The organism is Pseudomonas sp. G1002 (genome assembly GCF_013385455.1).
In the GTDB taxonomy this organism is placed as follows: domain Bacteria; phylum Pseudomonadota; class Gammaproteobacteria; order Pseudomonadales; family Pseudomonadaceae; genus Aquipseudomonas.
In genome coordinates, this window is the sequence record NZ_JACAPY010000016.1 from 47,626 (window position 1) to 72,216 (window position 24,591).

Here is a 24,591-nt window from a genome sequence, read left to right on the forward strand (position 1 = left end):
TCAGTCCTCGACCGGTCGCTTGGTGCGCATCAACTTCACGTACAAACCTTCGACCTTCTCCCGCGCCCACGGGGTCTTGCGCAGGAACGACAGGCTCGACTTGATGCTCGGGTCACTGGAAAAACAGCGGATGTTGATGCGCTCGGCCAGGCCTTCCCATTGGTAATGCGCCACCAGCGCGGTGAGGACCTGTTCCAGGGTGACGCCGTGCAGTGGGTCTTTGTTTGTCGCGGTCATGCCGGGCCTTTTGTGCAGAAAAGAAGAAAACGAAGCCGCGCACCTTAGCGGACGGGCCGTGCGGGTGGAAGCGTTGCCTTCACTATAGGCCACTGTTCGATCGTTCCCACGCCCTGCATGGGAATGCCGAATTGGACGCTCTGCGTCCCTCGGTCGACGCAAGTTTTAACCCTGCGCAATGGTGACGCAGAGCGTCACGGCATGCATTTCCACGCAGAGCGTGGGAACGATCAGCGTGGGAGTGATCGAGCGGGGTTTGGGAAAGTTCCCCTTGGCAGGGAAAAAAGTGATGTTATATTGTAACGATAACTATCAAAGGGTATCGAATCCCTTACCGTTTTCAGCCTTCTCTTTTTGCCGTTTGCCAAGGAACGACCGATGTCCCTCTCTTCTCTCTGGCGCCTCACCCCGCTGGCCGCCGCCCTGTTGATCACCTCCCAGGCCAACGCCCTGGAACTGCAACCTCAAGTCATCACCGGCAACCCGCTGGGCAGCGAAACCCTCGCCTCGCCCACCACCGTGCTGGAAGGCGATGACCTGACCCTGCAACAAAAAGGCAGCCTGGGTGAAACCCTGAACAAGCAGCCCGGTGTGTCGTCGTCGTACTTCGGCCCGGGGGCCAGCCGGCCGATCATTCGTGGCCAGGATGGTGACCGCATTCGCCTCCTGCGCAACGGAGTCGGCGCGCTGGATGCCTCGTCGTTGTCCTATGACCACGCCGTGCCGCTGGACCCGGTCAACGTCGACCGCATCGAAATCGTGCGTGGCCCGGCCGCCCTGCTCTATGGCGGCAGCGCCATCGGCGGCGTGGTCAATACCTTCGACAACCGCATCCCCACCGAAGCCATCGAAGGCATTCACGGTGCTGGTGAATTGCGCTACGGCGGCGCCGACACCACCCGCAGCAGCGCCGGCAAACTGGAAGCCGGCAACGGCACCTTCGCCTTGCACCTGGACGCCAGCGCGCGGGAATTCAACGACCTGAAAATCCCCGGCTTTGCCCGCAGCCGCCATGCACCGCCAAGCGACGACGGTGAAGGCAAGAACGGTCGCCTCGGCAACAGCGACGGACGCCAGGACGGTGGTGCAGTCGGCGGTTCCTACACTTGGGACGACGGTTACGCCGGGCTGTCCTACAGCAACTACGACAGCAACTACGGCTCCCCGGCCGAGCAGGACGTGCGCATCCGCATGAAGCAGGATCACTACGCCTTTGCGTCCGAAATCCGCAACCTGCAAGGCCCGTTCACCTCGGTCAAACTCGACGCCGGCTATACCGACTACAAGCACATGGAAATCGAAGGCGGCGAGACCGGTACCACCTTCAAGAACAAGGGCTATGAAGCCCGGGTGGAAGCGCGACACTTGCCGATCGGGCCGTTCAACGGCGTGGTGGGCGCCCAAGTCAGTCGCAATGAATTCTCGGCCCTGGGTGAAGAAGCCTTCGTGCCGCAGACCGATACCAACGCCGGCGCGCTGTTTATCCTCGAAGAAATGCAGGCCGCCGAGCGCCTCAAGCTGAGCCTCGGCGGGCGCCTGGAACACACCAACGTCGACCCGGACGGCAAGGGCAACGCACGCTTCGCCAATGCCGACAAATCCGCCGACTTCACCGCCGGCAGCCTGTCGTCCGGCGCGGTGTACACCCTCACGCCGATCTGGTCCCTGGCCGCCACCCTCGGCTACACCGAACGTGCCCCGACCTTCTACGAGCTGTATGCCAACGGCGCTCACGTCGCCACCGGCACCTACGAACTGGGCGACGCCAACCTGTCGAAAGAAAAAGCCGTGTCCAGCGACCTGGCGCTGCGCTTCGACAACGGCACCCACAAGGGCAGCTTCGGCGTGTTCTACAGCCACTTCTCCAACTACATCGGCCTGCTGGGCAGCGGTCGCACCTTGAATGACGAAGGCGAGGAAGACGCCGGCGGCATCCCTGAGTACAAATATTCCGGTGTGCGTGCGCGTTTCGCAGGCTTTGAAGCCCAGGATCACATCAAGCTGGGGGAAGGTGTCTACGGCAAGTTTGCGCTGGAACTGTCGGGCGACTACACCCGTGCAACCAACCTGGACACGGGTGAAGCGTTGCCCCGCATTGCACCGTTGCGTTTGAACAGCGGCCTCTTGTGGGAACTGGATCGCTGGCAGGCGCGTATTGACGTTGAACACGCGGCGGGCCAGGGGCGGGTGCCGGATAACGAAAGCGGTACCGACGGCTACACCACGTTGGGCGCCAGCGCCGGCTACCGCTTCAATGTCGGCGGCAGCCAGTGGCTGGCGTTCGTCAACGGCGAGAACCTGACGAACCAGACCGTGCGCTACGCCAGTTCGATCCTGCGGGACATCGCCCCGGCGCCGGGTCGAAGTGTGCAGGTCGGTCTGCGCACCACCTTCTAACTGACTGCACTCGGTTAAAACTGTGGGAGCGGGCTTGCTCGCGAAAGCGGAGTGTCAGTCAATACATGGGTGACTGACTCACCGTCTTCGCGAGCAAGCCCGCTCCCACATTGACTGTGCCCACTTCGAACAGGTGGTGGGGTTAGTACCGCGCATCCACGGGCTTACCCCCCTTCGGCCAGTCCTTCACCTTGTCCGGGAAATCCGGACGAGGTTGTTGGGAGAAGTACGCTGCCACATCCACCGCCTCCTGATCCGACAACCCGCCCTGCCCCAACGGGAATTTCTCGTGAAAACCGATCGGCATGTTGCGTTTGACGAACGCCGCCGCCGTGTACAGCCGCGCCATCCCCGCCCCGATATTGAACGACTGCTCGCCCCACAACGGCGGGTACACCAACTCGCCATCCGCCCGCGTCAACCCTTGGCCATTGTCGCCATGGCACACCGCGCATTGCCGGGCGTACACCTGCCTGCCATTCTGCATATCCGGTTTGATCGCCGGGTCGACCTTGCCCACCCCGCGCCCGGCGACTTTATCTTCGGGCCTGGTGTTGTTTTTCATCCAGTCGAAGTACGCCACCATCGCCTGCATATCCGCCGATTCCGCTGGCAACGGCTTGCCATTCATCGAGCGACGGAAGCAGCCGTTGATCCGCTCTTCCAGGCTCACCACCTTGCCCGCACGCGGCGCATAGCTCGGGAAAAATGCCGAGACGCCCACAAACGGCGAACCATCCGCCACGGTGCCGGCGTTGAGATGGCAGCTGGTGCAGTTCAGCGAGTTGCCCACGTTATTGGGCAGCAGTTCCTTGGTCTGCAGGTGCAGGCGCATGCCGCGTACCACCTGATCGGCATTCGGCGCCGCCAACAATTCGGCCAGGCGTGGGGTTTCAAACGCTGACGAATCGGTGGTGACCGGGTTGAGCTGGCCGCGCATTTTCTTCACTTGGGCAGCCGTGACAGGCGTGCCTTCGTTGCCCCAACGGCTGCGCACGAAACTGAGGATTTCAGCGATTTCCTGATCCGCCAACCGCGCAAACCCAGGCATGGTGTAGACCCGTGGATGGGCTGCGGTCTCGGCGGTTTCCCAACCGGTGAGGGTGATGTGCAGCAGTGACGTCGGGTTGTTCGAGGCAACGCTCGGGTTGCCGGCCAACGGCGGGAACAGCCCTTTCACCCCGCCGCCATCGCTGCGGTGGCAGTCACTGCAAAACTGCATGTAACCCAGGCCACCACGGCTGGTGAACAAGTCCTTGGGCGGTGCGGCGGGTTCGTGGGCCACGGCGGGCATCGGCAGGTCGTCCTTGCCCGGCGGCAGGGATTTGAGATACGTCGCGATGGCGGTCAAATCGGCATCGGTGAAGTGTTGGGTACTGTGATGAATCACATCCGCCATGTTGCCCGCGACCGTGGCAAAGCGGTTCTGCCCGGTCTTGAGCAATTGCACGGTGTCGTCCACCGTCCACAGGTTGCGCAGGCTCAAGGCGCGCCAGTGCTCGACAGTCTCCCCGGCCAGGTAATGCCGGCCACTGCGGCCCGCGTCGCTCATGGCTTTTTCCTGGAAGGCGATGCCGCGCGGGGTGTGGCACGAGCCGCAGTGGCCCAGGCCCTGGACGAGGTAGGCGCCACGGTTAAGCACGTCATCCTTCGCCGGGTCCGGCACGAATGGTTGTTTGTCGAGAAACGCCAAATTCCACAACGCCAGGCCCCAGCGCTGGTTGAACGGGAAGCCCATCTCCGCTCCCTGATTGGGTTTGCTCACCGCTTCCACGCCCTGCATCAGGTAGGCGAACAGGGCGCGCATGTCGCCTTCGCTCATCTTCGCGTAGGACGGGTAAGGCATCGCCGGGTACAGGTTCTGCCCGGCCGGCGTCACGCCTTCACGCATCACCCGGTCGAACTGCTCGAAGGTGTACTGGCCGATGCCGGTGTCACGGTCCGGGGTGATGTTGCTCGAATAGATCGTGCCCATCGGCGTGCCCAGTTCCAGCCCGCCGGCCATTTGCGCGCCTTGCCTGGCGGTGTGGCAGGCGATGCAGTCGCCCAGTTGGGCAACGTATTTGCCCTGTTCGATCAGCGTGGGGTCGGCTTCGTTGGCGTGCAGGGGAAGGGACAGGCACAGCACCACCCCCACAAGGCCCAGACGTGACAGGGGAAAAATCATCGCACTATTCCTTTAATAACCCGGCCTGGGGCGGTCCCCTCGGCGCAGGTCTGCAATCGTTTTTATTGGGTCATCAGGCAGATAACCGGGGCATGGTCGGCCCCAGCTTCGTTGTAGCGGATTTTTTGCGCGCGGCCCTTGATGTGGATCAGGCGGCATGTTCTACAGTGGAACTGAAATTGACTAATTGACGCGGGCATCGATGTCGGCGAGGAGAGCAAGGATGCGTTATTCACCCTTTGTGGGGCGCATTGGCGGCGAATCCGTCAGTGCCTGGGATATTCACTACGCCGCCGCCGAAGCCCAACTGCGTGGCGAAGACGTGATTGTGCTCAGTGTCGGCGACCCGGATTTCGCCACACACAGCGCGATCTGTGAAACCGCCGTGGACGCCCTGCGCGCCGGCGACACCCACTACACCCCTGTGCTCGGCCGCCCGAAACTGCGGGAAGCCATCGCGGCCCGGCAGAGCCTGCTGCAAGGGATTGCGGTGCACGCCGACAATATCGCCCTGGTCGCCGGCGCGCAGAATGGCCTGTTCGCGGCCTGCTTGTGCCTGTTCAGCCACGGCGATGAAGTGCTGGTGCCAGAGCCGATGTACCTGACCTACGAGGCCTGTGTCCAAGCCTCGGGGGCACGCATTAGAACCGTCGAACAACCGGCCGCCAACGGCTTTCGCCTGACCCGCACCGCGCTGCAAGCCGCGATTACCGACAAGACCCGGGGCATCGCCCTCGCTACACCGTGCAACCCCACCGGCAATGTCTACTGCCGCGAAGAGCTGGAAGCCGTCGCCGAAGTGGCACGCGCCCACGACCTGTGGGTGATTTGCGATGAAGTGTATGGGCAGCTCATCTATGACGATCAACACCTGAGCATCAGCGCATTACCCGGCATGGCCGAGCGTACGGTGGTGCTCAACAGCCTGTCGAAAAGCCACGCCATGACTGGCTGGCGGGTAGGCTGGGTGGCAGGCCCGCCCACGTTGATCAGCCATCTGGAGAACTTGCTGCTGTGCATGATTTACGGCCTGCCAGGGTTTATCCAGGCGGCGGCGATCAAGGCACTGGAACTGGATGAGGCCGTGGTCAGCGATGCCCGCGCGGTGTATCGGCGCCGGCGTGACCTGGTGGTGAACGCGTTGAGTGCGATCAGCGAGCTGGACTGCCGAGTCCCCCAGGCGGGCATGTTCATGCTGGTGGACGTACGCCGCACCGGGCTCAGCGGCCGGGAATTCGCCTGGCAACTGTATCGCCAGACCGGCGTATCGGTGCTTGACGCCCAAGCGTTTGGCCCCAGCGCCGAAGGGTTTGTGCGGGTTTCGTTTACCGTCGCCGATGACACCCTCAGGGAGGCTTGCCAGCGCATTGCCGGCTTCGTCGAAGGGCTTGGGGCCGACGCCGCGCCTTTACGTGATCGCCGATAACAGGTAGCGGCTGTACCAGGAATTGGGCTACGAAAAACGCGGCTTCGAAATGGGCAAGCGCCTTGGTTAAATCAACCGTTGGTAAGATGCCCCTTGATGACCTGTACGTATTTCTGTACGTTTCAGCCATTAAGCGAGGACTCAATTATGGAAACTATCAACTACACCCATGCACGGGCCCATCTCTCGGACACGATGGATCGGGTAAACGAAGATCGTGCCCCTCTGTTGGTGACCCGGCAAAAAGGTGAACCGGTGGTCATGATCTCTCTCTCAGAGTTCAACGCTCTTGAAGAGACGGCCTATCTGCTGCGCTCTCCCAACAACGCGGAACGCTTGATCAAATCGATCAACAGCCTGCGAGCCGGAAAGGCCAAGCCGAGGCAGTTGATTGAAGAATGAAAATACTCTTTACGCCTGAAGGCTGGGACGACTACCTCTGGTTTCAACAAAACGACAAAGCTGGGCTCAAACGCATCAACTTACTGATCAAATCGATCCAGCGTGATCCTTTTGACGGCGTTGGCAAACCAGAACCACTCAAACATAACCTCAGTGGTTTCTGGTCCAGGCGAATCACAGCGGAACATCGTCTGGTGTACGGGATTGAGGAGGGTGAAATACAGATCCTCATGTGTCGCTATCACTATTGACGCCATTTACCGTCAGGATCCTGCCTTGACCTGATCCCCCTCCCCGCTGAAAATGCGCGACGCTTTTCCCGTCTCCCCGTTTACTGAAGTAGTGAAATTTCAATGTCTGATTCCCGCACCGAAGAATCCGTAGTCGCCTTGCAATCCAAAGCTGAATACGAAAACGCCATCAATCTTTCACAGCACGTGCCGGCGGCCAAGACCATCAGTGAAATGGTGCTGGACGCGTTCCACACCTCCAAGGAAAGCGACCAGATCCGCGAGCTGCGCGTGGCCATCCGCCAGGCCCACGACGCCTTCGACGACGACAAGGCCTACGACCTGATGGGCGAGCTCAAGCAGCTCAAGGACGCCGAAGCCGCCGACAACGCCGCCCTCGAAGACCTGAACAGCAAGTTCTCCATCAGCCGCATCCTGTCCAGCTTCAAGGACGACCCGGAGTTCCAGGAGCTGGTCTACGGCCTGGCCCTCAAGGTGCTGAACCAGACCCACCAGGCCATCAGCAACCCGAGCGCCGGCAAAGGCAAGGCTTCCCGCCCGAAGAAGGAAGTGGAAGTGTTCGCCATCAGCAAGGACGGCATCAGCGTCACCCTGCCGCTGCGTTCGCCGCGCTCCAAGCCGAACGTGGACCGTGAGGCGTTTGAATTCCTCGGCTTTACCTTTGTCGGTGAAGGTGACGAGGCGGAACTGGAAGTTGAAACCTTTGTGGATAACTCGGGCGCCGAGCAGCCACTGACGCGTAAAAGCATCATCACCGCGCTGCAGCAGCAGACGGCGTTTGAGGGCTACAGCATCGCCCAGCAGTAACCCGATCTAAATGTGGGAGCGGGCTTGCTCGCGAAGACGGTGGGTCAGTCACGTATGCATTGACTGACACTCCGCTTTCGCGAGCAAGCCCGCTCCCACATTTGACCTGCGTCGCAGCGAATTCAGCCTACGACTTGAGCCGCAAATACCTCGCGAAACCGCTGCATCTCATCAGCGTTGCCCACGGTGACCCGCACCCACTGCGGCCAGTTTTGCCACACGCGCCCAATCTTCACGCCCTGCTCGCCCAGCCGCTCGATGACCTGTCCCGCCGGACGGCGCACATCAATCATGAAGCAGTTGCTGTGAGACGCCGTGCAGGTGAATCCGCGGTTTTTTAGCCAGGCCACCGTCTCATCCCGCAACCGGGTATTGAGCGCCTTGCGCGCCGGCACCAGTTGCGCATCTGCAAGGCTGGCGCGGGCGCCCAGCAGGCTGGCGGCCGCCGGCACGTTGTCCCCGCCAAACACCGCCAGTTGTTCCAGCAGCTGCGGATGACCGATCGCAAGCCCCAGGCGTGCGCCGGCCAGGCCATAGATTTTCGAGAACGTGCGCAGCACCAGCAAGTCATCATGGTCCTTGACCCACGCCACACAACTGGGTGCGTCACTGAAGTCGATGTAGGCCTCGTCCACCAGCAAAATGCTGCCCTGGGGTTTGCGCGCCAGTGCCTGTTCGATGGCCTTGGCGGGTGTGAGGGTGCCGGTGGGATTGTTCGGGTTGCAGAGGTAGATCAGGCCGGGCTGGCGGTCAACGGTGAGCATGGCGGGAAGGTCATGGGCGTGATCGGCGGTGAGGTCTACTTCATGCACCCTGGCCTTGCACGACTCGGCTGCCTGGCGCGGAACTTCGTAGGAAGGCGTGGCCATCACCAGGCTGCGGGTTTCGCTGGTAAACGCCAGCACCGCGTAGCGCAACGCAGCCATGGAGCCGGCGAACACCGCCACCTGCTCCTCCAGAATGCCCTGCTGCCGGGCAAATTGTTCAACCAGCGCGTACATGTCCGGGTACGGGTAGCGCCCCGAAACGGCAATACCGCGCTGCATGGCCTGCCGCGCAGCCGGCGAGGGCCCGTAGGGGCTTTCGTTGTAGTTGAGCAGCACCTCGGGCGCCGCCACGGCGGGGCTTGCCTCAGCCCAGTCCAGGCGACCCAGCAACGGCAAGGCCGCGCCCAGTGCGATCAGGGAACGACGACTCACGTTGACCATGAAGACCTCTCCTTGTCGGCTCGCAGCTTCAGGTGCGGGATTTGCCCCCGTTCCTGCAATTGGGTATGACGAGGAAAACAGCCGGTGATTTACCCAACCAACAAAAAGCCCCGCACTTCATACCGAAGGCGGGGCTTTTGCGTTTCCGGCTAGTTGGAATGAAAACGCCGGTTCAACGCGATCCGCTTGGCCTCCACTGCCCGCAGGTGTTTGTGGTGACGGCGCCACAGCAACAGCACGATGATCAGCACCAGCACCACCAGGCCACCGCCCCACAGCAGGTACGGCATGGCCGTGATCAACAACGGCGCATCCCCGCCACGACGCAGGCTGGTGACTTCTTCGGAACTGACGCTCAGCGCCGGGTTGCCGAAGGTCTGCAGGCTGTAGTTGGCGATGGCGGCGATTTGCGCGTCGTTCAGGTCACCGCCCAGGGCCGGCATGCTCACGGTGCCGTCGGCACCTTTGCGGTCGATGCCCGCGATGATCGCCATCACCAGGTTGTTGGCCTGGTTGCCGTTGAGCGCGGTGTTGAGGCTCAGGGACGGGTAGAACTTGTCAGCCGAGCCCTGGCCATCGCGGCCGTGGCAGCTGGAGCAGGCCGAGTTGTAGAGGCGTGCGCCATCCAGTCCGGTGGCGTCGGCCAGTGAGGCTTGATCGCCCTGGCCGGTTTCCAGGGTGCTCATGTCCACCGGCTTGACGTCACGCACCACCCGCTCGGTTTGCCCGGGATCGCGGATCGGCGGCACACTGTGCAGGTAGGCGGCCATGGCATGCAGGTCGCTGTCGCTGAGGTAGCGGAAGCTGTTTTCCACGGCTTCGGCCATGCCGCCCGCCGCTTGGGCCTTGTCGGCGAGGTGACCGTTTTTCAGGAAATTGACCAGGTCATCTTCGCTCCAGTCCCCCAGCCCGCTGACCTTGTCGGAGGTGATGTTGGGCGCAACCCAGCCCCCCAGTTTCGCGCCGGCCAGGTACTGGCTGTTGTCCTCGGCCATCAAGGCATTACGTGGGGTGTGGCAGGCGCCGCAGTGGGCGAGGTTGTCCACCAGGTACTGGCCGCGACGGGTCTGTTCGGTGGCGCCGGGCTTGGGCACAAAACCCTGGCTGTCGAGGAACACCAGGTTCCAGCCGAACATCAGTTGGCGGAGGTTGAACGGGAACGCCAGGTGCGTTTCCGGCACCGGCTGGTCCACGGCTTTGACGCCCTGTTGCAGGTACACATACAAGGCGTGGATGTCGTCATCGCTCATGCCCTGGTAAGAGGTGTAGGGCATCGCCGGGTACAGGTGCTGGCCCTTGGCGTTAATGCCTTTGCGCAAGGCGTCCGCCAGTTGTTGCTCGGTGTAGTCGCCGATGCCGTAGGCCTTGGACGGGGTGATGTTGCTGGAGATGATCTTGCCCATGGGCGAGTCGATCACATACCCGCCGGCCAGCGGCGCGCCGCCATTCTCGGCGGTACGGTGGCAGGCTTCGCAATCGCCGGCACGGGCGACATAGGCACCTTTCTGGATCAGCGCGGCGGTGTCTTCAGCGGCAAACACCGGCAACGCGGTGAGCAGCAAGGCCAGCAGCGGAAATTTAAGCAATCCCATCACCTAGACCTCCCGCGCAATGATGTCGGCCATACGGATACTCAGCGCCACGCCGGCCAGGGTCGGGTTGATGGTGCCGGAGGCCGGTATCACCCCGGTGGTAGCGAGAAACAGGTTGGCGTGGTCGTGGGTGCGGCACTCGTGGTTGACCACCGAATCCTTGGGGTTGGCGCCCATGATCACGGTGCCCATCAGGTGGTCGCGGTTCTGGTAGCCGGTGTTGTCTTCCACCACCGTACCGCCCATCAGCTGCACGAAGTGCGCATAGTCTTCAGTGACGCCGGCCTTGGCCGCCTTCACGTAGTCGCCCACCTCGTAGTTGACCACCAGCATCGGAATGCCCAGGGCGTCCTTGCGGGTGCGGCTCGGGCGCACGGTGTTGGTCTGCAATGGCAGGGTTTCATACACGGTAGAGACGTCGACCCAACGCGCCGCATCGTGGCGGATGCGTTCGTCCAGCTCCTTGCCGTACACGCCCTGGGCGATCAGCCGCTTGGCCACGGCAATGTTCGGCACGTTGTTGGAGATCGAGTGTTTGACCGAGGCCCGTTCCTTGCGGAACTCGCCGTCGCGGCGGTTGAAAATCCCGCCCTGCTGCACCGCGCCGCGTCCCGGCCACAACGGCTCGTCGGCGATAAATTGCAGGCCCTGGCCGGTGTGGTCCATCAGGTTGCGACCGACCTGGTCGGAGGAGTTGGCCACCTCGGAAATCAGCAGCAGCTTGGGGGTTTCCAGACCGTGGGCGGCAACGATGAAGTACTTGGCAGTGAGCCGCACATCAGCGCCGGTGGAGCTGCGGTAATGGATCGCGACGATCTTGTCGTCCGCGCCTTTTTCCAGCTTGTAGGCGGTGGCGTCGGTGATCAGCTTGGCGCCGGCCTGTTCCGCATGGCGGGCGTGCACGTCGCCGCTGTACATCGCGCCGATGGGGCAGACCGGCATGCAGTTGTTGTTGCCGCTGCACGCCGGGCGCCCGTCGTAGGGTTCAGTGGCACGGCCATTGGGCTCATGGATAAAGTGATACCCCGCCGGGGCCATGCGTTCGCGCAGGCGCTGGAACAGGTAGGTATCACCTTCCGGCGCCATCGGGTACGGGCTTGAGCGTGGCGGGAACGCGCCGCCGCCCTGCCCGCTCTGGTCCTGGGTGTCACTGCCGCATACGCCCAGGGCAATTTCCGCACGCACGTAATAGGGTTCCAGCTCGCTGTATTCCAGCGGCCAGTCGCGACCTACGCCGTAGAGCGTCTTGAGTTTCATATCGTTGGGCAAGTAACGCCAGCACGCTGCCGCCCAGTGCCAGGTGGTACCGCCCACCAGTTTCAACATGCCGGGGCGGAACTCGAAAGAACCGGTGTTCTCGATGTATTGCTCATCATAAGAATGATGGGCCCACGGCTCATTTGGATAGGGTGAGTTGTAATTGCCCTTGTTCGACGAATTACGGAAGTTCTCGACTATCTTCCAGCGGGGAATATGTTCACCCGCTTCCAGAATAATCACCGACTTGCCGAGTTTGGCCAATTCAAAGGCTGCGTTACTGCCTAATGCGCCGGAGCCAACCACAATGACATCGGCGTCAAAATCCTGATTCATAAAAGTGCCTTGTCTTAGTCGTTGGCCAGCGTGGCCGGAGGATTGACCCAGTAATTGGTTTTTCCCCGGGAGTACGTCGGGATCACCGTGGCGTCCGCGGTCGGCGCATAGGCCAGGGCGCCGGTGAAGGTGACCAGGCGCGTGCCGTCGGTGGCGCGCAGGGACACCGGCGTGCCGGTGTAGCCCAGGTACCAGGCGGAGACGATTTTCTGCGTCGTGTCCTTGATCACCGGGTCGGCGTAGAACGGGCTGCCGGACAACTGGCCGACGTTACGCAAGTGATGCTGGCCAATCTTGCTCCACAAGGCTTTGATCTTCTCGGGGAATGCAGGGTCGTTCCGGGTGCACTGGGCCAGGATGCGCAAGGACAAGGCGGCATCCAGGTTCGAGCGTTCGAGGAGGAACATCGACAGTTGGCGGAAGGATTCAATGTCGTCGCTGGCGGCGCTGCTGACTTCCTGCGCCAGCGCGGCACCTGCCCACAGCGGGGCAAACAGGCCAGCACCGGTCAAGGCTGCGCCTGTATACAGGAGTTTTCTTCGGGTTATCACGGGATATCTCCTCATGAGTCGAACAACTATCGGCGCACGGGCCTAGTTCGACTTCACTGCAAAAGGCTGAGTACTTCGTTCACGGAGGTTGAACGGACTTTAAGAGCCCTTTTTATAACTGCCAGGAGAACGCCAAGCTGTCGTGCAGCTTGTTAATGATGAGAATGAGCAACAACGCGACCGTCTATAACAGCCGCTTAAACACCGTACAGCAATTTATCCTGCAATAACATGAAACATCCATTTGGATGTTTGCTCAGTTGTGCAGGTAATCCGCGAGGGGATACTTCGCGCACAAGGCTTGAGCCTGCAAGCGCAGTGATTCCTGTGCATTCGGATCCAGGGTGAACTTGTGCTCGTTGAGGGGCGTGACCGCATCGAGTACCCGGCACACCAGTTCGACGACCTGCCGACATCCATCGGCGTCGAGCTGGCGTTGCGCCAGGGAGCCGGTGCCGATACACAACCCGCCAGCGACGAATGATGGTCGCGTCTCTCCCGGTGCGCGATGCTTGTCCACGATGATGCCGCACTGCTCCAGCGCCGCCTGGGCGATGGCGCCGGTGATGCCGCCACGCAAGCGAATCAGCACCGAGTGGTTTTCACTGCGCCCGCCCACCACCTCGTAGTCACAGGCCTGGAACGCGCTGGCCAGTTCGTCGGCCGTGGTGCGAATACGCGCCATCCAGGCGTCGAAATCCGCGGACATGGCGTAGCCGAACGCCGCCGCCTTTGCCGCGATCATGTTGAAGGCCGGTGCGCCCTGCATTCGTGGGAACACGGCTTGATCGAGGAGCCGGCTGAAGCTGGTCTTAAGGCCCGGCACCTTGGTTTCGGAATCGCGACCGGAAAGGATCAGGCCGCCACGCGGGCCGCCCAGTTGTTTATGGGTGCACAGCGTAGTGACGTGGGCTGCGTCGATCGGGCTCGGATGGCGCCCGGTGGCGACCAGGCCGGCGATGGTCGAAATGTCCGCCAGCAGGATCGACCCGGCTTCGTCGGCAATCCCACGCAAGCGCGCGAAATCAATGGTGTGCGAGTAGGCCGTCGCCCCGCAGATGATCACGCGCGGGCGATGGGCCAGCGCCAGTGTGCGCACCTGGTCGTAGTCGATAACACCCTTGGAGGTAGTGCCGTACCTGAGCGCCTTGTAGTTCGCGCCGGTGAACGCGACGGGGCTGGCGTGGCTCAGATGCCCGCCGTGATCGGGGGCCATGCCGAGCACGGTGTCTCCCGGCTCCAGCAAGGCCGCCAGTACCTGATAGTTGGCAGTCGACCCCGAGTGTGATTGCACGCCGGCGTATTGCGCACCGAACAGCTCACGCGCTCGGCGCACAGCCAGGGCTTCGACCCGGTCGGCATTCTCGCAGCCGGCGTGATGACGCCAGCCGGGCGTGCCCTCGGCGGTCACGTTGACCAGCAGCGAGGCGGACGCCGCCAGGATATTCGGCCTCACTGCGCAGGATGAAGCGGCCAGCGACAGCGTCTGGTGTTGGCGCGTGACTTCCGCATCCAGCAACCCTGCCAGCTCCGCGTCTTCTGCCCGTAGATCCGCCAGCCCTCGTTGCAGCAGGTCGGCCTGGTGGGTAAGTGATTGCGTGTCGACTGCCATTGTCCTGTGTTCCTTCCCTGAAAATCCCGTGCGCCTTTCCGTTGGGCGCAGGGCAATTAAGCAGAAAAATGAACATTTTCCAAATTAAATGATTCTTTTTGGCTGAGCATAGGGGGACAAGACGCGGTTTTTCCTGGCTGAATGCTGGCCAATCGCCAAAAAACTGATCACGGTCTTTATTCTTGTGGCAGGCGCATGCAACACTTCGCGCCGCGGCGAAGCACGCACCCCCAGCGCAACATGGACGCTCTGTGTAGAACATAAGGAAGTGGTGGGCATTTGATTCACAGAAAAGAACGCACCGAGTATTTGAAGAGCAATATCAAATACCTGATCAAGAGCCGCGGAGAGACGCAGCTGTCGTTGTGCAATGCGGCCGGCCTGACCAGAACCACGATCTACAACATTCTGGAAGGCAAGGTCGTTAACGTACAGCAGTCCACCATCCGCAAGATCTCGGATTTCTTCGGCGTTTCCTATGAAGAAATCGAGACCCTCGACTTCGAAGAAAAAGAGATCATCGACAGCAGTATTTCCCCCCAGGGCAACATGAACCCTGCTGCCGTGCCGATCATCAAGCAAAGCCAGGTCATGGCGAGCATGGACAAGCGCATTGGCGAACTCGCCACGCTGTACCCGCTGACCTACTACTTCGGCACTTCCTACAACTTGATAGCCGTGCTGCTGGAACATGCGATTGCCGGCGTCAACGAGCCGGGCGATTTGTTGATCGTGCAGAAAGGGACGTCGAGCGACGACAAGGAAAAGTTGGTGTACGACAGGCTCAGCAAAAAACTATTTATCACGGATCAAGCGTGTGTCAGCTCGGATCGTATCTGTGTGGTGGGAGATATCATCGAGGAGCGCTTCAATGACAACGTATGAGCACGAAGTCGAGAACAGCAAATACAAGTTGCTGGGGTTCGAGAATGACAAGAGCCTGGCGGTGATCATGGTGATCGCCACGGGCAAGATCATTCGGATAAAGCTGAGCGAAGTGCTGAACAGCGAAATCATGGACAATTTAAACAAAATGGAAGTGAAGAACATGTACAAGAAGTTCTACTCACAGGGCGGAGCGCTGACCGCGTACGACCTCAACGACCGCAACGAGAACTCATGGATGATTTACATCATCCTGAACCTGCTGCTCTTTACGTTCTATATCTTCACCAGCATCGCCGCGACCAAACCTATTTACCTGGAGTCGCTGGGCATTATCGTCACGCCCGGCACGTTCCTTTACCCGCTGACGTTTCTGATCGTGGACTTGCTCAACGAACAGTTCGGCCTGCGGCTGGCGAGACGGGCCATCCTGTTTGCGTTTGCCAGTAACGCGATGATCATCATCCTGCTCTACGGCTCGACCTTCCTCCCCGGCTTGCCAGGCTGGAAGCTCGACGGGCCTTACAACGACGTGATCATCCAGGTGTCGTCGGTGCTCATCGCCTCTTCGGTTTCGTTCCTGGTGTCGGAGAACATCAACTCGTACCTGCTGTGCAAGATCAAGGAGCTGACCAATTCCAGGTACCTGTTCCTGCGGATTTTCCTGAGTACGTTCTTCGCGGTGATCATCGACAGTTTCCTGTTCTGCTTCATCGCGTTCTACGGCGCCATGCAGACCAGCGACATCCTGAACATGATCTACGTGCAGATCGCGATCAAGGTCTGCTTTGCCTTCTTCAACATCCTGCCGGCCTATGGCGCCCGCTCGCTGTTCAAGCGCTACATCACGGGCGATACCCAGGCCCAACCACACGCCAGCTGATGATCGCTGATGATCGTTCCCACGCTCTGCGTGGGAATGCCGCGTTGGACGCTCCGCGTCCGCCTTTGTGACGCGGAGCGTCACGGGATGCGTTCCCACGCGGAGCGTGGGAACGATCGACATCACGCCAGTTTGCTTTTCAGGCTCTGCATGACGGCTGCCTTGTTTTCGAGGTAGTCGTTCAGGCCACGTGCGCGAAGGTTGCACGCGTCGCAGTTGCCACAACCCGTACCGATAATGCCGTTGTAGCAGGTCAGGGTCTGGTTGCGGATCAGGTCCAGCTGCTGGTGATCGTCCGCCAGGGCCCAGGTCTCGGCCTTGTTCAGCCACATCAACGGCGTTTCCAGGCGCACGTCGTATTCCATGCCCAGTTGCAGCGCTTTGTTCAGCGCCTTGACGAACTCGTCCCGGCAATCGGGATAGCCGGAGAAGTCGGTTTCACACACCCCGGTGATCACCTTCTCCGCCTTGACCTGGTAGGCGTAGATCGCCGCGAGGGTCAGAAACAGAATGTTCCTGCCAGGCACGAAGGTGCTCGGCAAACTCTCGCCCGAGCTGTTCACCGTGGGTACCGGAATGTTGTCGCGGGTCAGGCTGCTGATGGCCAGCTCGTTCAACAGCGACACGTCCATCACTTTGTGAACGGTGGCGCCCAGCTGTTTGGCGAGTTTCTGTGCGACTTCGATTTCCGCCACATGGCGCTGGCCATAATCGAAGGTAATGCAGTGCACCTCGTCATACAGCGCCAGTGCCTGGATCAGGCAGGTGGTCGAATCCTGCCCACCACTGAATACGATAACGGCTTTTTTACTCATCACGCTGCTTCCTGCATTTGTAAGATTTGGCATAGTTTAAAGGCCCCTCAATAAAAAACCCCGCGCTTCTTTCGAAGGCGGGGTTTTTTACTGCTCGATCACTCAGTGAGCGTACGTCAGCAGCAACTCTTTCGGCACCTGGAAATCCAGGGACATCATCACGCTCAAGGCGGTGATGGTGAAGATCGAGAAGACGAACAGCTTGCGTGCCCAGACGGTGTCATCCACCGCCTTGTAGCCGGTCCAGGCCATGTACAACCAGTACATGCCCATGGCGGCGGCAACGGCGAGGTAGCTCATGCCGGCGTAGCCACTGAAGGTCAACATCAAGGTCGCCACGAGGAAGGCCAGGATGTAGAGCAGGATGTGTTTCTTGGCGACCTTGATGCCACGCTTGACCGGAAGAACCGGAATCGAGGCGGCCAGGTAGTCGTTGAAGCGGAAGATCGCGATGGCATAGGAGTGCGGCATCTGCCACAGGCTGAACATCACCAGTAGCACCAACGCGGCCATGTCGAAGCTATTGGTCACAGCCACATAACCAATCACCGGCGGCATCGCCCCCGACAGACTGCCCACCAGCGTGCCGTGAACCGACTTGCGCTTGAGGTACAGGCTGTAGAAGCCGACGTAGATGACAAAGCCGATCACGGCAAACAGCGCCGCCAGCGGGTTGGCCACCTTGTACAGCAACACCACGCCGGCGATACCCAGGATGGTCGCGAAGATCAGTGCCAGTTTCAGGGAGATAAGGCCCTGGACCAGCACACGATTCTTGGTGCGTTCCATCTTGATGTCGATATCGCGGTCGATGCAGTTGTTGAATACACAACCGGAAGCTACCACCAGGGACGTGCCGATCATCGCAGCCAGGAAAATGGCCAGATCGACATGCCCCTTGGAGGCCAGGAAGAAACCGCCTGCCACAGAAAGCACGTTACCGAAAATGATCCCCGGTTTGGTGATTTGGATAAAGTGCTTAAGCGACATCGGGTCTTACCTCACTTCGCCATCATGAACGTATGGATGCTGAACATGATCCATACCGACAGGCCAACCAGCAGGAGGATCACCAAACCTGCGAACACGAACGCAATCACGTTATCGCGCTGAGCCTTCGAGCGGTCCAGGTGCAGGAAGTACACCAGGTGAACCAGAACCTGGATCACCGCGAACGCCAGGACGATCATCAAGGTGATCGACTTCGGCAAGGTTGGGTACATCACCAGGCCGAACGGGATCAGCGTCAGGATGACCGACAGGATGAAGCCAATGGCGTACGACTTGACGCTGCCGTGGCTGTCATCATGGCTGTCATGGGAATGTGCATTAGCCATTACAGAGTCCCCATCAGGTAGACAACGGTGAAGACGCAGATCCAGACCACGTCCAGGAAGTGCCAGAACAGGCTCAGGCAGCTCAGGCGAGTCTTGTTGGTGTTGGTCAGGCCATGTTTGTTGACCTGATACATCATGGTCGCCATCCAGATCAGACCGGCAGTCACGTGCAGACCGTGGGTGCCTACCAGCGTGAAGAACGCCGACAGGAAGCCGCTACGGTGCGGGCCGTAACCTTCGGAGATCAGCAGGTGGAACTCGTTGACCTCCATGCCGATGAAGCCCAGGCCGAACAGGAAGGTCAGTGCCAACCAGCTCAGGACGCCTTTCTTGCTGCCCTTGTAGAAGGCCAGCATGGCGAAGCCGTAGGTGATCGAGCTGAACAACAGCAAGGCGGTTTCGCCGAGCACGTAAGGCAGTTCGAAGATGTCGTGGCCCGACGGGCCACCCGCTACGTTGTTTACCAGTACCGCGTACACCGCGAAGATCGACGCAAACAAGATGCAGTCGGTCATCAGGTAGAGCCAGAAACCGAATACGGTCATTGGCCCCGAGTCGTGGTGATGGTCATCGTGCCCATGGTCATCGACATGGGCGTGTCCAGCATTGGTCACTAAGTTCGACATGGTTTAAGCCTGTTCCAACGAGGTTTCAACACGGTTGGCCGGGATCTTCTTCTCGGCAACCAGGCGAGCGTGTTGCTCGGCTTCGATGCGTTCGATCACGTCGACCGGCACCATGTAGCCTTGGTCATCACGGGCAGCGTGAACGATGAAGTAGCCGATGGTGCCCACCAGGCTCACGATGGCCAGCCACCAGATGTGCCAGATCATCGCGAAACCGAACACGGTCAACAGCGCGCCCATCACAACGCCGGTAGCGGTGTTGTTAGGCATGTGGATCGGTTCGTAACGCGCAGGCTTCTGGTACGCAGTACCGTCTTCCTTGGCTTCGGTGAACGGATCGATGCTGTCAGCCTTCGGCAGTACGGCAAAGTTGTAGAACGGCGGTGGCGACGAAGTCGACCATTCCAGGGTGTGTGCATTCCATGGGTCGCCGGATTCGCACATGTTCTGCTTGCGATCACGCACGCTGACATACAGCTGGATCAGCTGGCAGGCGATACCCACAGCGATCATCAGTGCACCCACCATGGCAACGTACAGGTACGGTACCCACTCAGGGTTGGTCGTGGCGTTCAGACGACGGGTCATGCCCATGAAGCCCAGAGCGTAGAGCGGCATGAACGCGACGAAGAAGCCCGAGATCCAGAACCAGAATGCAGCCTTGCCCCAGCCTTCGTGCAGCTTGAAGCCGAACGCTTTCGGGAAGTAGAAGCTGAAACCTGCGATGTAGCCGAATACTGCGCCGCCGATGATCACGTTATGGAAGTGAGCAATGACGAACAGGCTGTTGTGCAGTACGAAGTCAGCACCCGGGATAGCCAGCAGTACGCCGGTCATGCCGCCGATCGCGAAGGTCACCATGAAGCCCAGGGTCCACAGAACCTGGCTGGTGATACGCAGACGACCGTGATAGATGGTGAATAGCCAGTTAAATAGCTTCACCCCCGTCGGGATGGAAATCAGCATCGTCGCCAGTCCGAAGAACGCGTTGACGCTGGCCCCCGAACCCATGGTGAAGAAGTGGTGCAGCCAAACCATGAAGCCCAGTACCGAGATCGCGCCCGAGGCGTAGATCATCGAGTGGTGACCGAACAGGCGCTTGCCCGAGAAGGTCGAGATCACTTCGGAGAAGATACCGAACGCTGGCAGGATCAGGATGTACACCTCAGGGTGACCCCATGCCCAGAACAGGTTCACGTACATCATTGGATTGCCACCAAGTTCATTGGTGAAAATGTGGAAATCCAGGTAACGGTCAAGCGACAGCAACGCCATGGTTGCAGCCAGGATCGGGAACGATGCAACGATCAGTACGTTGGCCCAGGTGCAGGTCCAGGTGAAGATCGGCATGTCCATCAGCTTCATGCCAGGGGCGCGCATTTTCAAGACGGTGGCCAGGAAGTTGACCCCCGTCAGTGTCGTCCCGAGTCCTGATAACTGTAGCGCCCAGATGTAGTAATCCACACCCACGCCCGGACTGTAGGCCAGGCCCGACAATGGCGGATACGCAACCCAACCGGTCTTGGCGAATTCGCCGACGCCCAGGGACAGGTTGATCAGCACTACGCCGGATACCAGCAGCCAGAAGCTCAGGGAGTTCAGGAACGGGAACGCAACGTCACGCGCACCGATCTGCAGCGGCAAGGCAAGGTTCATCAGGCCGGTGAAGAAAGGCATCGCCATGAAGATGATCATGATCACACCGTGGGCGGTGAAGATCTGGTCATAGTGTTCAGGAGGCAGGTAGCCAGGCGAACCCTCGGTGGCCATGGCCAACTGGGTACGCATCATGATGGCGTCGGCAAAACCACGCAGCAGCATGACCATGGCAACGATGACGTACATGACGCCGATTTTCTTGTGGTCGACCGAAGTCAGCCACTCGGTCCACAGGTAGGTCCACTTCTTGAAGTAAGTGATACCTGCAAACAGTGCCAGACCACCCAGCGCGATCATGGCGATGGTCACCATCACGATCGGCTCGTGGAACGGGACCGCATCCCAACTTAATTTACCAAACATCGTTTACTCCTCTGCCCCAGCAGTTGAATGCGAGCCCGTGTCAGAACCTTCAACCGCGGCCACTTCTTTCTTCTCGTGCTCGATCGGCTTGCCTGGCTTCATACCTTCGTACTTGTCGACGATTTTCTGAAACAGGTCCGGCTCGTACGTGGAGTACAGGGCGACTGGGTTGTTCTGGCTTGGTTTGGCAAGGGCGTCGTATTCAGCTTGATCAAGCTGTTTAGGTGCGGCCTTGACTTCGGCTACCCAGGCGTTGAAATCTTCCTGGCTCGTCGAGATCGCTTTGAATTTCATGCCGGTGAAGCCAGCACCGCTGTAGTTGGCGGAGATGCCTTCCATTTCAGCTTTCTCGTTCGCGATCAGGTGCAGACGGGTCTGCATGCCTGCCATCGCGTAGATCTGGCCACCCAGTGCAGGGATGAAGAACGAGTTCATCACGGCGTCGGAGGTGATCCGGAAATTAAGCGGGGTGTTCTCCGGGAACCGGATCTGGTTCACAGTGGCGATACCCAGGTCCGGGTAGATGAACAGCCACTTCCAGTCCAGCGCGACCACTTCGATGTTGATCGGCTTGACGTCGGAGTCCAGCGGACGGTACGGGTCCAGCTCATGGGTCGACTTATAGGTGATGTAACCCAGGGCGATGATGATGAGGATCGGCACCAGCCACACCGCGATTTCAATCTTGGTGGAGTGCGACCACTTCGGCGCGTAGGTGGCGCTGGTGTTCGACGCGCGGTATTTCCAGGCGAACGCGAACGTCATGATGATCACGGGCACCACGACCAACAGCATCAGCAGGGTGGCGGTGATGATCAGGTTGCGTTGATCCAGACCGACCTGACCTTTAGGGTCGAGCAAGGTCCACTTGCAGCCTCCCAGCATTAACATCATGCCAAGCAGCGGCAAAAAGCCTAGTAATCGGGGGTACCTGTTTTTACTCATCTCACGACCTCTAAAGCAGCTTGCGCAATGCAGTTGGGTTTTGATCGCCAACACTTCACCCTGCCAAGGGTTGGCATTTCTCTTCGATTGAATAAGGGCCTGCCCGTCGCACCTTGCGCGAATCGACACGTCCCGGGCTAGCGGTGAGTTCTTATTCGAATTCGTTGGTCAAAGGCCTTGTTACAGACCAATTCCATTTGGTGCGGATAGTTGAAAGGCTGCCGGCACCTGGGGTCGCATGAAACGTTACATCCGCTTCTCGACCGCCCTAGTTTGCTCAGGGGTGAGCAGCACCGGACATTCAGTGCGGGCGATTGTAGTTAGCTAGCGATGTATAAACCATGTCTTATCCAGAAATAATTTTTATCGTTTCCAGCAATAATCCTTCACCATTATTGCAAAGGTCCGCGATCGTATCGCGTTTGATTCTCGACAAAAACCACAAAAAATGCCGTGTTATTGGGCAATCTGCCACATCCCTTACAGCCTGTAAGGGCATCGAAAACGGATCCAAGTCCCCTAAAAACAAGGCATTCGGACATCGGGCAATGTCGCCGACCGCACGCCACTCGCGGCGTCGGCCAGACGACGAACTGACAGCCATAAAACGCCGCTTCATGCAAATTTATGGCGCGTTTACGAGCGTCAGAAACGTCCTGCGACAGCTTCCGTGTGACAACATGTCGCACGCTGCGCACACCCAAACTTGCCCCGCGTCACGGCCTCTTCACAAATGCCTACAAACAAAAACGCCCCAGCCTTCTTTAGAGGAAGGCCGGGGCGTTGAGTTGTAACCGCTTAGGCGTTGCCCTGGCGATTACGGTAAATGCCCAGTGGCACCAGGATCACCGTCAGCACAAAGGCCACCAGCGCCCACTGGGCCAGGGACAGGCCGAGCACGGGCGGGTACGGCGTCTCGCAGAAGCCGTCGACCTGGAACCCCAGGGGAAACACCGAGGCCAGCGGCAAGCCATCGACAATCGGTTGCAGCACGTCGATGCCGCAGCTGACCTTCGGAAAGAACTGGATGTACACGTGATAGCCGGCAGCGGCGACGCCCCCCAGGGCGCTGAGGGTCACCAGTGCTTCAAACACCGTGACACTGCGGGTGGTGCGCATGGCGGCACCGATGAAGGCGAAGATCGCGATCAGCAGCAAGGCATAACGTTGCAGGATGCACAGCGGGCAAGGGGCCTCGCCCAGCACCACCTGCATGTACAGCGCCCCGCCGATCAGCGCCAGGCAGATGATGCCCAGCAGTACCAGAAAGCGTCGCTCCCTGCCCAAACGCAATTCGTCGATCATCCCCGTTTCCCTTTAGCCAATGATGGTTGTGCCAATGGCCGCAAGTTTACACGCGGACGGTGAAAGTTGAGCAGTTGGCGTGTGGAGGTTTAAACAGGAGGCATTAACAGGAGATTAATCAGGGAAAATGGAGATCAAAATGTGGGAGCGGGCTTGCTCGCGAAGGCGGTGTATCAGACACACATTCAGTGACTGACACTCCGCTTTCGCGAGCAAGCCCGCTCCCACATTTTTGACCGAGTAAGTTATTCCAGAGCCGACGCCGGCCCAAAGAACTCATACCGGCTCTGCGCTTCCGGCACACCCAGGGCCTTCAAGTGACGCTTGATCGCCGCCATGAAGCCTTTAGGCCCCAGGAAGTACGCATCCACATCGCGCTCCTGCGGCAGCCACGCCGCCAGTTGCTCCTGGCTCAGCATCCCGACCTTGTCCGCCGCCGGGCTCACGCCATCATCCTCGGCGTAGCAATAGAAGCGCTTGAGCTGCGGATGCTGCGCCGCCAGGCCGTCCACCCATTCGCGGAACGCATGCACGCCGCCATTACGCGCGCAGTGGATAAAGTGAATCGGACGCTCGGTGGCCAGCGCCGCTTCGAGCATCGGCAATGTTGGCGTGATGCCCACGCCGCCGCTGATCAGCACCAATGGCTTGTCGCTGGCCGCCAGGGTGAACTCCCCCGAAGGCGGGAACAGATCGATGGTCGCACCCACCTGGAACTGGTCATGCAGGTAGTTCGACACCCGCCCACCGGCTTCGCGCTTGACGCTGATGCGGTACTGGCCCGAATCGCCACGCGCCGACAGGGAATAGTTGCGGCGCACTTCCTCGCCCTCCAGCACCAGCTTCATGCCGATGTACTGCCCAGGCTCGGCGGCCAGGATCGGGCCGTTATCCACAGGCGCGAAGTAAAACGAGATAATTTCCGCGCTCTCCTCCACACGCTTGACCAAGGTGAACGGCCGCGCGCCACGCCAGCCGCCCGGTGCTTGTTCCTTCTCTTTATAGATAGCCGCCTCGGCACCGATCAGGATGTCGGCCAATTGGCCATAGGCGGCGCCCCAGGCACTCATCACTTCAGGGGTGGCGATTTCGCTGCCCAGCACTTCGGAAATTGCCCGCAGCAGGCAGGTACCGACAATCGGGTAATGCTCCGGCAGGATCTGCAGGGCCACGTGCTTGTTGATGATCTTTGCCACCAGATCGCCCAACTGGTCGAGTTGGTCGATATGCCGGGCGTACATCAGCACGCCGTTGGCCAAGGCCCGGGGCTGGTCGCCGCTGGCCTGGTGGGCCTGGTTGAACAGCGGACGTACTTCTGGGTATTCGGACAGCATCATCCGGTAGAAATGGGTGATCAGGGCTTCGCCGCCACTTTCCAGCAGGGGCACGGTGGATTTGACGATGGCACGGTCTTGGGCACTAAGCATGGCAGACTCCTGAGTCTTCTTACTGAATACCCTTTACTACTCAGTATTCATGCCAACTAATAAATCCTTATAAATCAAATGCTTAATATTAATGTAGTCAGTA

General features: G+C 59.9%; 22 protein-coding genes. 7 read left to right on the forward strand and 15 right to left on the reverse strand.

Annotated elements, in window-relative coordinates:
* Entirely contained in the window at positions 1-237 is a 237-nt protein-coding gene (locus tag HX801_RS06420; protein ID WP_003216406.1) for a VF530 family DNA-binding protein, read from the reverse strand.
* A 378-nt stretch (positions 238-615) separates the two neighbouring features.
* Here HX801_RS06420 and HX801_RS06425 point away from each other — a divergent pair, with 378 nt between their 5' ends.
* Positions 616-2,634, forward strand: coding sequence for a TonB-dependent receptor (locus HX801_RS06425; RefSeq protein ID WP_177021803.1), 2,019 nt, complete (start codon positions 616-618; stop codon positions 2,632-2,634).
* A gap of 142 nt (positions 2,635-2,776) precedes the next feature.
* Here the strand turns inward: HX801_RS06425 and HX801_RS06430 are convergent, their stop codons facing one another.
* Entirely contained in the window at positions 2,777-4,801 is a 2,025-nt protein-coding gene (locus HX801_RS06430) for a c-type cytochrome (RefSeq protein WP_177021804.1), read from the reverse strand.
* 223 nt (positions 4,802-5,024) lie between these two features.
* Here HX801_RS06430 and HX801_RS06435 point away from each other — a divergent pair, with 223 nt between their 5' ends.
* The 4 genes from HX801_RS06435 (at position 5,025) to HX801_RS06450 (ending at position 7,687) form a co-directional block, all read left to right on the forward strand.
* Positions 5,025-6,227 (forward strand): pyridoxal phosphate-dependent aminotransferase, encoded by a 1,203-nt coding sequence (locus HX801_RS06435; protein ID WP_177021805.1) that lies wholly within the window; start codon positions 5,025-5,027, stop codon positions 6,225-6,227.
* Between the two features lie 147 nt (positions 6,228-6,374).
* Positions 6,375-6,629 carry a type II toxin-antitoxin system prevent-host-death family antitoxin gene (locus tag HX801_RS06440; RefSeq protein WP_087692805.1) on the forward strand — a complete coding sequence of 85 codons (255 nt, stop codon included), beginning with the start codon at positions 6,375-6,377 and terminating at the stop codon, positions 6,627-6,629.
* Entirely contained in the window at positions 6,626-6,880 is a 255-nt protein-coding gene (locus HX801_RS06445) for a Txe/YoeB family addiction module toxin (protein ID WP_087692806.1), read from the forward strand. The genes HX801_RS06440 and HX801_RS06445 overlap by 4 nt, the downstream gene beginning before the upstream one ends.
* 102 nt (positions 6,881-6,982) lie before the next feature.
* Positions 6,983-7,687 (forward strand): hypothetical protein, encoded by a 705-nt coding sequence (locus tag HX801_RS06450; RefSeq protein ID WP_003216395.1) that lies wholly within the window; start codon positions 6,983-6,985, stop codon positions 7,685-7,687.
* Between the two features lie 122 nt (positions 7,688-7,809).
* On the opposite strand, the gene HX801_RS06455 is transcribed toward HX801_RS06450, so the two are convergent.
* The 5 genes from HX801_RS06455 to glyA form a co-directional block, all read right to left on the reverse strand.
* Positions 7,810-8,895, reverse strand: coding sequence for a pyridoxal phosphate-dependent aminotransferase (locus tag HX801_RS06455; RefSeq protein WP_177021806.1), 1,086 nt, complete (start codon positions 8,893-8,895; stop codon positions 7,810-7,812).
* A gap of 149 nt (positions 8,896-9,044) precedes the next feature.
* A complete protein-coding gene (locus tag HX801_RS06460; protein WP_177021807.1) occupies positions 9,045-10,487 on the reverse strand; it encodes a cytochrome c in 1,443 nt (480 codons plus the stop codon).
* Positions 10,488-10,490: 3 nt separating this feature from the next.
* The gene (locus tag HX801_RS06465; protein ID WP_102369856.1) at positions 10,491-12,080 is read right to left on the reverse strand and encodes a GMC family oxidoreductase; all 1,590 of its coding nucleotides are present in this window, start codon (positions 12,078-12,080) and stop codon (positions 10,491-10,493) included.
* Between the two features lie 14 nt (positions 12,081-12,094).
* Positions 12,095-12,631 (reverse strand): sugar dehydrogenase complex small subunit, encoded by a 537-nt coding sequence (locus HX801_RS06470; protein ID WP_177021808.1) that lies wholly within the window; start codon positions 12,629-12,631, stop codon positions 12,095-12,097.
* Between the two features lie 256 nt (positions 12,632-12,887).
* On the reverse strand, positions 12,888-14,243 hold the full coding sequence (gene glyA / locus HX801_RS06475; RefSeq protein ID WP_177021809.1) for a serine hydroxymethyltransferase: 1,356 nt from the start codon (positions 14,241-14,243) through the stop codon (positions 12,888-12,890).
* A 279-nt stretch (positions 14,244-14,522) separates the two neighbouring features.
* Here glyA and HX801_RS06480 point away from each other — a divergent pair, with 279 nt between their 5' ends.
* Together HX801_RS06480 and HX801_RS06485 are read left to right on the forward strand one after the other, a co-directional pair.
* Entirely contained in the window at positions 14,523-15,128 is a 606-nt protein-coding gene (locus HX801_RS06480; protein WP_003216382.1) for a helix-turn-helix transcriptional regulator, read from the forward strand.
* Entirely contained in the window at positions 15,115-16,011 is an 897-nt protein-coding gene (locus tag HX801_RS06485; protein WP_003216380.1) for a queuosine precursor transporter, read from the forward strand. Before HX801_RS06480 ends, HX801_RS06485 begins: the two co-directional genes overlap by 14 nt.
* 122 nt (positions 16,012-16,133) lie before the next feature.
* On the opposite strand, the gene queC is transcribed toward HX801_RS06485, so the two are convergent.
* The 8 genes from queC to hmpA all read right to left on the reverse strand — a co-directional run bounded on the left by queC (position 16,134) and on the right by hmpA (position 24,488).
* The gene (gene queC, locus HX801_RS06490; protein WP_177021810.1) at positions 16,134-16,826 is read right to left on the reverse strand and encodes a 7-cyano-7-deazaguanine synthase QueC; all 693 of its coding nucleotides are present in this window, start codon (positions 16,824-16,826) and stop codon (positions 16,134-16,136) included.
* A gap of 102 nt (positions 16,827-16,928) precedes the next feature.
* Positions 16,929-17,816, reverse strand: a complete 888-nt coding sequence (cyoE, locus tag HX801_RS06495) for a heme o synthase (protein WP_003216376.1) — start codon at positions 17,814-17,816, stop codon at positions 16,929-16,931.
* Positions 17,817-17,827: 11 nt separating this feature from the next.
* Positions 17,828-18,163: a cytochrome o ubiquinol oxidase subunit IV gene (gene cyoD / locus HX801_RS06500; RefSeq protein ID WP_003216374.1), complete on the reverse strand. Its 336-nt coding sequence runs from the start codon at positions 18,161-18,163 to the stop codon at positions 17,828-17,830.
* A complete protein-coding gene (locus HX801_RS06505; protein WP_008435616.1) occupies positions 18,163-18,789 on the reverse strand; it encodes a cytochrome o ubiquinol oxidase subunit III in 627 nt (208 codons plus the stop codon). The genes cyoD and HX801_RS06505 overlap by 1 nt, the downstream gene beginning before the upstream one ends.
* Positions 18,790-18,792: 3 nt before the next feature.
* Complete coding sequence (cyoB, locus tag HX801_RS06510) at positions 18,793-20,811, reverse strand: cytochrome o ubiquinol oxidase subunit I (protein ID WP_003216371.1); 2,019 nt, start codon at positions 20,809-20,811, stop codon at positions 18,793-18,795.
* 3 nt (positions 20,812-20,814) lie between these two features.
* Positions 20,815-21,756, reverse strand: coding sequence for a ubiquinol oxidase subunit II (gene cyoA, locus HX801_RS06515; protein WP_008435619.1), 942 nt, complete (start codon positions 21,754-21,756; stop codon positions 20,815-20,817).
* A gap of 798 nt (positions 21,757-22,554) precedes the next feature.
* On the reverse strand, positions 22,555-23,061 hold the full coding sequence (locus HX801_RS06520) for a disulfide bond formation protein B (protein ID WP_003216367.1): 507 nt from the start codon (positions 23,059-23,061) through the stop codon (positions 22,555-22,557).
* Between the two features lie 245 nt (positions 23,062-23,306).
* Positions 23,307-24,488 (reverse strand): NO-inducible flavohemoprotein, encoded by a 1,182-nt coding sequence (hmpA, locus tag HX801_RS06525; protein ID WP_177021811.1) that lies wholly within the window; start codon positions 24,486-24,488, stop codon positions 23,307-23,309.
* Positions 24,489-24,591: the final 103 nt, after the last annotated feature.